Raw genomic sequence first — 12,923 nt, forward strand, 5'->3', positions numbered from 1 at the left:
GAGTTAGGTTTATTTCAAACTACTTGATAAATAGGAATTTATCAGGAAATTAATTATTAAAATATAAAAATTAAAACAGGTAATACAGCTATCTTATATTTACTGTAGTACCTGTCTCTATTTAAAGTTTATTTAATATTATGCAATATAAATCAATTCTATATAACTTTTTCTTCATAAATATATACATTCCCTTTCTTTGTTTCAACATAATCTTTACTTGTATTTTACTCTTGTGTCATTCTCCCTTCCCATCTGTTGAACCATAAAATTGATAAAATCAGAATAATGGAAGTCAAAATAATCATAGAAATAATTCCAGAAATAATAGGTGAATTAAAAAAATTAAAATAGTTTTCTAAAAATCTGATACTGAATTCCCAAGGAATGATTGGCCAAATTTTATCTCCGATAGCAGTTTGAAAGTAACCTGCTAGAATTGTACCAGCTATTCCTAGTAACACAGAGACAGTAGAACCGAATCGAAAAGCAACTGATAAATGTAATGAGTATATAGACAAATTACTGAGTAAGAATATTAGAAATATATCAATATATAAATTCAATGAAAATGCATCCATATCTAAAAATAAATTGACACCAATATAAAAACATAATTCATACAATATTAAATTTATCGCTGATAGAAATAATATAAATAATAGTTTCCCTAGGTACATACTTATTCGTGATTGCACTAGTCCTAGAGTATTTTGAATAGCGTTTATATTTCTTTCCAATTGAGTAAATGCAAATACAGAAATACCTATAAAAATTGGATAACTCATCTGTAATATAATAAAAAATACCCTCACGTCAGTAATGATGCGATATCCTGCAATAGTGTAATAGTATAGAAATAAAAATGTAATCACTATAGGTGTTAACAAATGTAATAAAAGAAGGGGAGTTCGTTTTAGTTTGATAAAATTAGAACTGAACTCTCTCAAAATTATCATTTACGATACACCTGCTTTCCATACCAAACTGAAAACAAGACGGTAAATGCAACTACAATAAATATAGAAATTAACACTAAAAATGAACTTTGTCCTAAACTTAAAATATATCTTGAACCTGATTCAACTAATAATCCGTTTGGTAAAACTCCAAATAATGTAGTCATCAATCTAGCAGTCCAGCTCTATGGAAAAATCCAAAATAAAGGAGTCAATGCAAAGAATAATCCGCCGAAAGCACTTAAGAATAAACTTAATATCATAGAAGCAATAAAACCTACTTTTTGATCTAAAAATAAGCATAAGGGTATCTGCCATAATAAAGAAAACCATAATAGAATATATCCTAAAATATAATATCCAATATACCCAATTGCTACTGAAAATCCTGATAATACAAATTCAGAGATAATAGATATAAATGATATTAATAAAATGTTAAGTGCTATCAAAATCGCCTTTGAAATAAATATTTTCTTTAGATCAATAGGTAAACTATAAAGCGTTCTGTATTGATGTTTTTTTCTTTGTTATTCACTTGATGACATAAAAATATAATTGATAATGATGCAATGGGCATACTCCAATTACAAACTATAGAACTTGAAAAGCCTCCTAAACCAATACCAACAAACATGAAAATCATAGCTATTAAAGTTAAAACTAATGGTATTAATATGGTTAGTTTTCTGAATAGTGAGTGCTTAAATTTTAAATTTTCTGCTTTTAAATCTGATTGTAACATTAGTCTTTACGCTCCTTTCTGATAATATCCATAAACAATCGCTCCAAATCTTCACTTGTATCAATTGAACCTTCATATATTAGTCTTCCATCTTATATCATTCCAATATCATCAGCAACTTGTTGTATTTCGCTTAAAATATGGCTAGATATAATAATAGAAATTCCTGAGTATGCTAAGCTTCGAATCATTTTTCTTAATCTTCAATTTCAAAAGGATCTAGTCCATTTGTAGGCTCATCTAAAACAAGTAATTTAGGATTATTTAATAGTGCTAATGCAATTCCCAACCTTTGCTTCATTCCTAATGAGAAATCCGATACTTTTTTATTTTTTGTATCCATTAAGTCCATTTTTTCTAAAACTTCACTACATTTCTTTAGTGGAATACCTAAAAGTATTGCACGAACTTTTAAATTTTCAAATGCGGTTAAGTTCTCATATAGTAGTGGTGATTCAATCAATGAACTAATATTTAACAAGTCTTTTCGTGTCCAATCATGATTATTGAATAATATTTCACCTGATGTGGGTCTAACAATTCCTGTAATCATCTTTAATAAGGTAGATTTCCCTGCACCATTGGAAAGATAATTATATAGATAAAGCTGTTAGACAGACTTTGTAGATTTGTTATAAGATTAAGAATTTATATTCATTATTCTTTTTCAGATTCGATTCTGTTACTTTCTATAAATTCCAACATTCTTTGATGTTGGTCTTCAAAATTAAATTTAACCGTAATCTTTTTATTTTCATAAACATAGATTGTATCTATCAACTCACCCAAGATTCCACGATTTAATTCTTTTATATTTTCATACTTTAAAAACCTTTTTAAATATGGGGCGTTACTTCCAACTCCCTTTGAAGCAATATCCACTTCTAGTTTTAAATTAGCGATTAACACTTCTATTTCTTTAGCTTTCAATTCAAACTTATATTTCAGTTCTAGTTATATCTCCATATTTCCAATCTATATACAAACCATCTATCACATTAATCATTTTTTCCAGCTCTTTCTCCTTATCATTCAACTGTTTTTCAAGATGAAAAGATTTGTTGCTAACAGCTGGCTGTTGATTTATTTCATCAATAATCTTTTCCATATTTCCTATCAGCGATACTTGCATTTGTATTGTTTTTAGAACTGCTTCTGTCAAATCTCCAAGACTAATTCTGTGTCTACTACACATAGTCCTACTTTTAAAGGCATTAGTACTAAATACATAATATACATAACTCTTAACAGTACCAGCTGCCACTTTCTTACGATTAGTCTTCTTTGTCATACTTATATCACAATCTACACAACGTAAGAATCCTGAAAATAGATAGACTTTATTTTGCTTTGGAGCTGTACGAGTATCTCGCTTTGATAGTAACTGAGCTTTTTCAAAGAGTTCATGACTCACAATTGGCTCATGTGTATTTTCTACAATAAACCATTCATCTTCTGGTGTAGCTATTAACTTATGCACCTTATAGCTAATGATACGTTGTTTTCCTTGTATCATATCACCAATATACATTCTATTTTTCAAAATCGTGCATATTGTTGAAATCCCCCACATACCATCATTTTTAGCTTGCTGAGGTGTTTTAATATTCACCCCTTTACTATGTGCTTATAATCAGTTGACGTAAATATTCCTAGCTCATTTAAATACTTAACAATACCTATTTTTTACTCATACCATCTTCTACATACCAGTGATAAATATTTCGAATAACCTCCGCTGGCTCTTCATCTATAATAAGTGCATTCTTATTTTCTGGGTCTTTCTTATATCCATAAGGAGCAAAAGCACCAATAAACTCTCCATTACTACGCTTCATATTGAATGTACGTCTTACATCATTGGAAGTTCTAGCCGCATATCCATCATTCATAAGTCCTGTAATTAGCACATCCATACCATCTGTTATAGATTCTGGATTCTTATAAGTATCAAATGCTAGACTTCCTAAACAGATGAACCTCGTTTTATAAAGAGGGAAAAACTCTTCCAGATAATATCCTTTGTCTGCATAGTTTCTAAATGTTCTTGCTAGTGTTTTACATATAATACAATTAGCAAGTCATAACTTTACATCATCAACCATACGAAAAAAAGATGCACTGCTATCATCTGTTTTGCCACTTATTCCATCGTCTACATAAACATCAACAATTGTATATTCATCTTTAAAGAACTTTTCCAAATATTCTTGGATAATCTTCTTCCGATTTATAACACTTAAACTTTCGTCATTTCCATCATCTTTAGATAAGCGGATATAGGCTATCCCCCTCCACACAACTCGCTCATTCTTGCTTCTCTTGCTTTCGATTTTTCTAATTCTTGGCATATATACTCCTATCTAGAAAAGCCTTATCTCACAAAAATATTTCACCATATTTTTTCATCATTTCAGCAATTTTTTAAACTTTGAAAGTAATTGACAAGAGAAGGAGCAATGAATTTCCCATTCTGTGTAAACTCTAATTCTACAATGATGTTCCCATATTTAAAACAATAAGGATTACCTATATTTTTAAGATATTTCTTAATAGCTTCTTCTGAATAAGATGATAACTTGGACATTTATCTACATCTTTAACCATTTACTTCTCCTCCTGTAATATTTCCTTCATCAGTTTTAATGCTGTCTGCCTACTTTTGAAAACACCATTTCTTGTAATATCCATAATTTTAGCAATCGCACTGTCTGGATACTCTTCAAAATAGGACAACAATATTACATTCCGTTTCATTTCTAGAAGTTTTTTTAATGCTTCAGCAAGCTCTCCCTCTTGGACTGAAACAGAAATACCACAAACACTGAAAATGATTTTCTCAATCATTTCATAATCATCTTCCATAGGGAAGGTTTCAACTATGATATCTGAAATTTCTGAAAAAGGTATTTCATGTTTTGCTCTACGCCCCAATTCTTTTTCAATTCTTCACTGTACAATAGACTACTCTTTTTGCTAATGTATCAAATTGCAAACGTATTACTGTTTTAAAAGAAGCCGGTTTCATAATCACACTCCTTTCTTCCATTAACGTAATCGGTATATATCCCTCTTTACGCATCAATACTCAACAACAAAGTGTAATTTGAATACAAATTTCAAAATTTTTTTAATAAAATAAAAACAAAAAAGCTCGTACAAAACTTACTGCTTGTACAAACTTTTTTATTGCATATTTATTTTTTTCTTCTGTACCCGCTTATTTTGATATTATCCTTTAATTTACTTACTATCTATACACAAAGCACTTCTCTAATACATGTAACAGTTCGCAGTACAATTTTATAATTTTATTTTTGATTTTTTCAAAATATACTTTGTAGGCTTATATATATTCTTCTGGAGTTGATATTTTATTTTCAAAACATTTTTATTAAATTTTTCTTTCACCTATAGATCATCACTTTCTTTCATTGCATAAATATTCTCTTGAAATTGTGCTCAATATTCATATAATAATATCCCTCATATCTTTGCTCCAGCTTTCAATATAGCTTTTACATCTCTTTTATAACCTATCATTTTCTTAAAAATTAAATTTCAACTATTGCGATTTAATATTTTAAGTAATCAATAAACTCTCAATTATATAATTTTAGTTTAATAATTCTTTAAACTTTTCTTTCTCATCATTATTTTAAATACTCTTAATGGAAGTATAATTGCTGATAATTAATTCATATAAATAGATACTCTTTATCCTCTATTATATTTTTTATTGATTTAATATAAATACACCCTTCTCCACTCTTACCTATTACCTTTATATTCTCTCAATCAATTTTTAAAACTTTTTCTCCTATACAACCTTCATTACTATTTTCTTTAAGCATCTTTCTTATTCTTTTTACGTTTATTTTATATATATTTTTTTCATATAAAGCTATCTATAATATATATATTAAATAATCAATTTTAGTAAAAACTTCACTTATTTATTATACAGTTCATCGTTTACGTTTCCCTATTTGCTAAAACCCCAGAATTACTCGCCACTTTTGATTTACCCTGAAGTTTCACTTCTACTTCCACTACTTAGTCTCTATATTGAGTTTTCTGCTTTCTTTGTGGTTTCTTTGATTTATCCAAAGTTGTAAACCTCCTACTGTTCTGTCTTTCCTTCGCTAACGCGTTTAGCGAAATACTATGACATCTGCTGACGTCTGATAATTCAGTTATATATCACTATAGGTTATGAATTAAGAATTATCATATATCTATTGATGTGTTCATCAGATTTCCCCAGGTAAGAACGCGTACTTTCCCTTCACCTATCTGCCATATATACTTTATCTGTTTTCTGATAGTTATTGGGCTTCGCTTTGTTATTCAAACTTACCCAAAGAATCAAACCTCAAATGTGATTTGTGTACCTAAGACCAAAGGTTTGCCGCCAACTTCCTTAATATTCCACTTCACTATGGACACCCTTGTCTTAAGCTATATGGTTGTCACTATCAGCCCCCATTGCGGACTTTCACCAATTAGTAGGCGCCCATGCTGGACGCACATAACAAAAAAGGACACCATATAGATGTCCTTTTTCGGAGAAACGTCCCAATGGAACATATGTATTCAAACGGATTAAGTATAGAATTTTAGTATATATATTTTTCCTATAACTTTATATTATAAATTAAATAATAAAGAAAATTTTTAATATCTAGTATCTTCTAATCCACAAAAAGCATCTACTGGACTTACACCCTTAAATTCAGAACGTCCCACCATCTTATCAACTAATGCTTTAAGAGTATAATCTTTATTATCATAAGTATTTATATAAGTTTTAACTTGTGGTACATCAGCTAAGTGGAATGGACATTGTACTGAAACAAAAATAGTAGGTATTTCATTAACATAAAACGGAATATCTGGAGTACCTTTACTTGGTGGCCATTGAAGACGCTGATCAACACTCGCTCCTACATCAGCTATATTTATTATTAAATCATATTTAGATGTTAATTCAGCTATTGGACGTTTACCAGCATAAACATTACCAAGTGCTGCACCCATTTCTTCCTTTGGTAACTTCATAATCTTATCTATTGGTGATTCATATATTTCTACTTCGAATCCTTCTTCTACTAATAACTCTTTCATTATATCTATAGGTCCTTTTTGAACTCCTTGCATAAGAGATATAAACTTACCAAATCCACCTTCAAATCCTTTTGCATTTACAAGTAATACTTTCTTAGTCTTATCTGCTGAAATAGGGAATATTTCTTGATTATTTTTAACTAAAGTTATACCTTTGTCAGCTATTTCTAAAGCTGCTTTCTTATTTTCTTCTAACCCAATCTTAGCCATTGCTTCTTCTTTTGGTTGTAATATTTCAGTTTTTGCTTTCTTATGTAATCCTAAAGAAGCTTTTAACCCTAGTATTCTGCTTAATGCATCATTAAGTCTTTCTTCAGTTATAACCCCATTTTTGTATCCTTCCATCATCCATTGGAAATCTTCATCTGGATCGTTGAAGAATAAGAATAAGTCACTACCAGCTGCAATTGCAGTAGGTAACATATCTTTACGCTTCATAGCTGAAGTCATAGCAACCATATGAGATGCATCTGTTACAACTAAACCATTGAATCCCATTTGACCCTTTAATAAATCTGTTAATACATACTTACTTAAAGTTGCCGGCATATTCATTTCTTGAATTGTAGCTTCTGGATTAAATTTCTTTACATATTGTGGTAAAGCAATATGTCCTGCCATTATTGATGGAAGACCAGCTTCAATTAAACCTGAATATACTTTTCCAAAAGTATTATCCCATTCTTCTACTGTTAAAGTATTTGGTGCAAATGATAAATGTTGATCTCTTTCATCTATACCATCTCCAGGGAAATGTTTAGCTGCTGGTAAAATTCCTGATTCCATTATCCCCTTCATATATTGTAAAGATAATTCTAAAGTTTGTTCAACATCTGCTGACCAAGTTCTAGTAGATATTATTGGATTTCTCCAGTTTCTATTTATATCAACGATTGGAGCAAAACTCCAGTTACATCCTATAGCAGATGCTTCAATCCCTGATATTCTTCCTAATTCATAAGCATAATGTGAATCTTGAGTTGCAGCAATTTTTACTTCATTACCAACATAAGTACCATCTGTACATGCTCCATTTCCTCCCATCTCTGTATTTGCTGCTATTAATAATGGAATTTTAGAATTTTCTTGTAATATTCTATTTTGCTCATATACTTCTTCTGCCTTACCTGGATTATAACGAACAGCTCCAATGTGATAGTTATCTAAAATACTTTTTAAATACTCTTCATCACGGCTTGCCCCCATATTTACAAATAGTTGTCCTATTTTTTCCTCTATAGACATATTATTAATTGTATCTTCTACCCATCTTATAGATTCTTCATCTAAATTATAAGGTTTTACTTTTAAATTTACCATTTGAGTTTCCTCCCTATATTCCAGAATTTTCTAAGTACACATACATTTATTATTTTTTATTTATTTTTTAATTTTATTAAGCTAATCTTCTTTCTTCTAATTCCTTATTCATTTCCTCAACTTTCTTCTTAGAAAGGTTATATATAAATACCAGGATTAAAGCAGTTGCCACATACCCGATTGCAGCTCCACCAATGGCTATGTTTTTTATTCCTAATCCAACTGAAGCACTTTGTTCTACAGAACCAGATTGATATCCAAGTATAGATAATGTAAATCCACCAATACCACCTGATATAGCTTGAGCTAATTTTCTAGCTAATGAATATGATGAATAAACTGTTCCTTCATTTCTTTCACCAGTAATATATTCTTGGTAATCAATAGCATCACCAACTAATGCCCATATAATTGTATTAATTAATCCTGATCCTAATCCAGCTACAAAAGATAATATTATATAAAGTAAAGCTGTTAAGTTTGGTATAAATAACATTCCTACATAAATTACCGTTGGTATTATAGCCCCTAAAACTGCAGTTTCTTTTTTACCTATCTTTTTAACAATAGTTCCTGCAAAAGGAATAACTACAAAACTAGCAAGCATACCAACCATTCCACCAAATGCAGTTAGGTTTGGTGCTTTGAAATAATCTTTAAATAAGTAAACGTTTAATGTATTGACCGTTAACATCCCTACCATCATGGCAAATGAAGCTAAGGCTACCCCCATAAATGCTCTATTTTTTACTAATCCCTTTAAAGTTTCTCCCATATTCTTTTTGCTTTTGCTAGCCTGATGAACAATTCTTTCTCTTGTTAATCTGAAGTTTAATAAGAATGATATTGATGAAATTATAGCAAGTACTACTGCACAAGTCATAAATCCTTCTGCTGTTACTGCACCTTGAGCATTGAAAATTGTCTTTGGAACAAAGAACATTACTAAAAGATTTGCTCCCATAGATCCAATATTTCTAAATGTTGATAATGCTGTTCTTTCATTTGGATCATTACTCATTACTGATGCTAATGAACCATAAGGTATATTAACTGCTGTATATAGCATACCGAATAAAATATATGTTACATAAGCGTAAGGCAATTTCATAGCTTCTGGTAATCCTGGAATTGCAGTAAAAGCTAATATTCCAACTATAACCATAGGGAAACCAAATTTAACGACATATGGTCTAAATTTACCATGTTTTGAAGTGCCTACTTTATCTACTAGTACTCCCATTATAGGATCATTTATAGCATCCCATATTCTAGCTACAACAAATAATGTTCCAACAGCTGCTGCACTAATCCCTAAAACATCTGTATAGAATACCATTAAATAACTACTTACAAAGGCAAAGAATGCTGCACAGCCAAAGTCACCAAGTGCATATCCAACCTTATCACCAATATTAAACGATTTCACTTGTTCTTCTTTTTTACTTATCAAATCAAGAATCATAATTAATCCATCCTCCCAAAATAATTCTTCTCCATGAATTCATTTACATTAAAACTTTTATAATCTCTTTATATAGAATGGAAATTTAATTTATATAGATTTTCCATTCTATATTCTTAATAATTTATCTTTCAAAATACTTTGCTGAATTTTTATAACAAATGTTTTCTACAATTTCACCTAGTATTTCTTCATCATAAGGATATTGACCAGACTCAACTAAACTACCTAAGTAATTACATAATATTCTTCTAAAATATTCATGTCTTGTATATGATAAAAAGCTTCTTGAATCAGTTACCATTCCCACAAATTGACTTATAAGACCAAGTTGTGATAATGCCATCATCTGTCTTTCCATACCATCTTTTTGGTCATTAAACCACCAGCCTGACCCAAATTGGATTTTTCCTGCTATATTACCGCCTTGGAAATTACCTATCATCGTTCCAATCACTTCATTATCTTTAGGGTTTAAGCAATATAAAATTGTCTTTGGAAGTTTATCTTCTTTATCTAATTCATCAAGTATTCTTGAAAGCGAATATGCTATTTCACCATCATCAATACTATCAAATCCTGCATCTACTCCTATCCTATTAAACATTCTTGTATTATTATTTCTTAATGCTCCTATATGAAGTTGCATTATCATCTTTCTTTCTGAATACATCTTTCCTAAAGCTATTAACAATGCAATAGAATATTTTGATGCTTCTTCATTCGTTATGTATTCACCATTTAAAGCTTTAATAAAAATCTTGTTAATTTCTTCACATGAATAATTATAAAAAACAACTCTTTCTAAGCTATGATCAGTAATCATACATCCATTTTCATAAAAATAATCTAATCTAACTTCTAGAGCCACTTCCAAATCATTAAATGATTTAATTTCAATATTACTAACTTCTGATAACTTATCTATATACTCCTTAAATCCTTTGTTTTGTATCTTCATTGCCTTTTCAGGTCTAAAGCTTGGATTAACTGAACATTTAAAATTATCATCTTCTTTTATTTGCTTATGGTACTTTAAATCATCTATAGGATCATCTGTAGTTCCAATATAAACTACGTTTTCCATTTCAATTAACTTCTTTGCTGTTAATTTATTTTCTTTTATTGCCTTGTTACATTTCTCCCAAATAATATCTGCTGTTTTTTCACTTAATGTTTCTTCAACGTCAAAGAATCTCTTAAGTTCTAAATGTGACCAATGATAAATAGGATTTCCAATTAAATATGGCATCATCTTTGCAAATTGATAAAACTTATCATAATCACTTGCATTTCCAGTTATATATTTTTCATCTATACCAAAGCTTCTCATAGCTCTCCACTTGTAGTGGTCATGGTATAGCCACATTTCTGTTACATTTTTAAACTCATGATCTGTGGCTATTTCCATAGGAACTAGGTGACAGTGATAATCAAACACTGGCACCTTTGAAGCATAATTATGGTACAAAACTTTCGATACTTCATTTTCTAGTAAAAAGTCTTTATCCATAAACTTCTTCATTCTTTTATCCCCTTAAATTTAATTATTCTTTTTATTTTTATTAATTGCCTCAATTAATCCGTTAATATACACTGCACCTAATGCTCTATCATATAATCCATATCCTGGTCTACCAGTTTCTCCCCAAATCATTCTTCCATGGTCTGGTCTATATGGACCTGTAAAGTCATAATCACAGTATGCCTTAACTATTTCATAGAAATCTAAAGATCCTGCTTCTGATAAATGAGCTACTTCGTTAAAGCTACTATCTCCAGTAATTTTTACATTTCTAAGATGAGTAAAGTGTATTCTATTTCTTTCCTTACCAAAATAGTTAATCATCTTAACCATATCATTAACTTTTGTACAACCTAAAGAGCCTGTACATAATGTAATTCCATGATAAGGACTATCATATAAATCTATAAATCTCTTTAAGTTTTCAAAATTAGTTATAATTCTTGGTAATCCAAATATTCCCCATGGTGGATCATCCGGATGTATTGCCATTTTCATTCTTACTTCATCAGCAACCTTCATTATTCTTTGTATAAAGTAATTTAAATTGCTCCATAGTATTTCTTCATCTATATCCTTATATTGTTCTAATAAACCTTTAAGTCCACCTTCACCATAAGAAGTATCCCATCCTGGTAACTCTAATTCACCTAAAGCTGGATCCATCTTTTTAACTTGTTCTTCATCATATATTAGGCATGTTGATCCATCTTCTAATTCATAATTTAAATCAGATCTTGTCCAATCAAATACTGGCATAAAGTTATAGCATATTGTATCTATACCAGCCTCTGCTAAATTTCTAATTGTTTGTATATAGTTATCTATATATTTATCTCTTGTTGGTAACCCAAGTTTTATATCTTCATGTACAGGTACACTTTCTATTACAGAAAGCTTTAAGCCATTACTTTCTATTTCATTTTTTAATTCTAAAATTCTTTCAAGCGGCCATACTTCTCCAACAGGAATATCATATATAGCCGTAACGATTCCCTTCATTCCTGGTATTTGCTTGATGTATTCAATTTTAACTGGATCATCTTTGCCATACCATCTGAATGTCATTTCCATGATTTTTCCTCCTCTAATAAATAAATCACTACTTTTTAAAACTCTTGGCACACCTTACGAATACTAGTATACCAGTTTTGCTAAAAAAATTTAAGCTCTAATTTTGTCCATCTTTTTCATAAAAGCTTTTGCTATATTTTCTATATCTTCAAGTGATCCTTTAATTAATGAACTTCCAACTCCAACGCAAGAAACTCCATTTGCAAACCACTCTTCAATATTATCAACTGAAACTCCTCCTGTTGGCATTATTTCAACATTTGGAATAGGTGCTTTAATTGCTTTTACATACTTAGCACCAAAAACATCTCCTGGGAATAATTTAATCATCTTATTTCCAGCATCCATAGCTTTCATTATTTCACTTACGGTCATACAACCTGGCAAATAAAGAACTTGCATTTCTTTACATACCTTGTCAACTTCTTCACTATATCCTGGACTTACAACATACTTAGCCCCTGCTTCAATTGCGTCGGAAGCCATCTTAGCATTTAAAACACTTCCAACACCAATTAATGCTTCTGAATGTGAGCTATATTCTTTTATAAGTTCACATACATTTGGGATTGTATAAGTAAGTTCCAACGATTTAATTCCTCCTCTTAAGCAAGCTTCCATGTAGCCTCTAGCTTCTTCATGGCTTTTACCTCTAACTACAGCTACAATTCCATTTGCCTTTAATTCACTTAAAATCATATTCTCTTA

Annotated in this window: 13 protein-coding genes and 1 pseudogene; all 14 read right to left on the reverse strand. The window is 30.1% G+C overall.

Translation table 11 applies throughout. The annotated features are described in order from the left end of the window. Positions 1–227: 227 nt before the first annotated feature. The 14 genes and pseudogenes from CSBG_RS14610 to eda all read right to left on the reverse strand — a co-directional run bounded on the left by CSBG_RS14610 (position 228) and on the right by eda (position 12,914). Positions 228–959, reverse strand: a complete 732-nt coding sequence (locus CSBG_RS14610) for a lantibiotic immunity ABC transporter MutG family permease subunit (protein ID WP_008680756.1) — start codon at positions 957–959, stop codon at positions 228–230. Next, the gene (locus CSBG_RS18825; RefSeq protein WP_242825283.1) at positions 956–1,126 is read right to left on the reverse strand and encodes a hypothetical protein; all 171 of its coding nucleotides are present in this window, start codon (positions 1,124–1,126) and stop codon (positions 956–958) included. The genes CSBG_RS14610 and CSBG_RS18825 overlap by 4 nt, the downstream gene beginning before the upstream one ends. Before the next feature lie 311 nt (positions 1,127–1,437). Beyond that, on the reverse strand, positions 1,438–1,704 hold the full coding sequence (locus tag CSBG_RS18830) for a hypothetical protein (protein WP_035285473.1): 267 nt from the start codon (positions 1,702–1,704) through the stop codon (positions 1,438–1,440). After that, positions 1,704–2,287: pseudogene (locus CSBG_RS14625) on the reverse strand (ATP-binding cassette domain-containing protein); the annotation flags it as partial. The gene CSBG_RS18830 and the pseudogene CSBG_RS14625, both read right to left, overlap by 1 nt. Before the next feature lie 74 nt (positions 2,288–2,361). Then, positions 2,362–2,634, reverse strand: a complete 273-nt coding sequence (locus CSBG_RS18835) for a DUF4368 domain-containing protein (RefSeq protein ID WP_235840750.1) — start codon at positions 2,632–2,634, stop codon at positions 2,362–2,364. 7 nt (positions 2,635–2,641) lie between these two features. Next, positions 2,642–3,277: a recombinase family protein gene (locus tag CSBG_RS18840; RefSeq protein ID WP_235840749.1), complete on the reverse strand. Its 636-nt coding sequence runs from the start codon at positions 3,275–3,277 to the stop codon at positions 2,642–2,644. 106 nt (positions 3,278–3,383) lie between these two features. After that, complete coding sequence (locus CSBG_RS18845; protein ID WP_235840748.1) at positions 3,384–3,620, reverse strand: hypothetical protein; 237 nt, start codon at positions 3,618–3,620, stop codon at positions 3,384–3,386. Between the two features lie 165 nt (positions 3,621–3,785). Continuing rightward, the gene (locus CSBG_RS18850) at positions 3,786–4,004 is read right to left on the reverse strand and encodes a recombinase family protein (RefSeq protein WP_235840747.1); all 219 of its coding nucleotides are present in this window, start codon (positions 4,002–4,004) and stop codon (positions 3,786–3,788) included. A gap of 307 nt (positions 4,005–4,311) precedes the next feature. Further along, complete coding sequence (locus CSBG_RS14635; protein ID WP_008680758.1) at positions 4,312–4,638, reverse strand: sigma factor-like helix-turn-helix DNA-binding protein; 327 nt, start codon at positions 4,636–4,638, stop codon at positions 4,312–4,314. Positions 4,639–6,381: 1,743 nt separating this feature from the next. Beyond that, complete coding sequence (locus CSBG_RS14640; protein ID WP_008680760.1) at positions 6,382–8,151, reverse strand: glycoside hydrolase family 3 N-terminal domain-containing protein; 1,770 nt, start codon at positions 8,149–8,151, stop codon at positions 6,382–6,384. A gap of 76 nt (positions 8,152–8,227) precedes the next feature. Beyond that, a complete protein-coding gene (locus CSBG_RS14645) occupies positions 8,228–9,616 on the reverse strand; it encodes an MFS transporter (protein ID WP_008680761.1) in 1,389 nt (462 codons plus the stop codon). 124 nt (positions 9,617–9,740) lie between these two features. Then, positions 9,741–11,141, reverse strand: coding sequence for a glucuronate isomerase (uxaC, locus tag CSBG_RS14650; RefSeq protein ID WP_008680763.1), 1,401 nt, complete (start codon positions 11,139–11,141; stop codon positions 9,741–9,743). Between the two features lie 18 nt (positions 11,142–11,159). Further along, positions 11,160–12,215, reverse strand: coding sequence for a mannonate dehydratase (gene uxuA / locus CSBG_RS14655; RefSeq protein WP_008680764.1), 1,056 nt, complete (start codon positions 12,213–12,215; stop codon positions 11,160–11,162). A 90-nt stretch (positions 12,216–12,305) separates the two neighbouring features. Continuing rightward, the gene (eda, locus tag CSBG_RS14660; protein WP_008680766.1) at positions 12,306–12,914 is read right to left on the reverse strand and encodes a bifunctional 4-hydroxy-2-oxoglutarate aldolase/2-dehydro-3-deoxy-phosphogluconate aldolase; all 609 of its coding nucleotides are present in this window, start codon (positions 12,912–12,914) and stop codon (positions 12,306–12,308) included. Positions 12,915–12,923 lie beyond the last annotated feature (9 nt).

The organism is Clostridium sp. 7_2_43FAA, from assembly GCF_000158375.2.
Taxonomy (GTDB): domain Bacteria; phylum Bacillota; class Clostridia; order Clostridiales; family Clostridiaceae; genus Clostridium; species Clostridium tertium.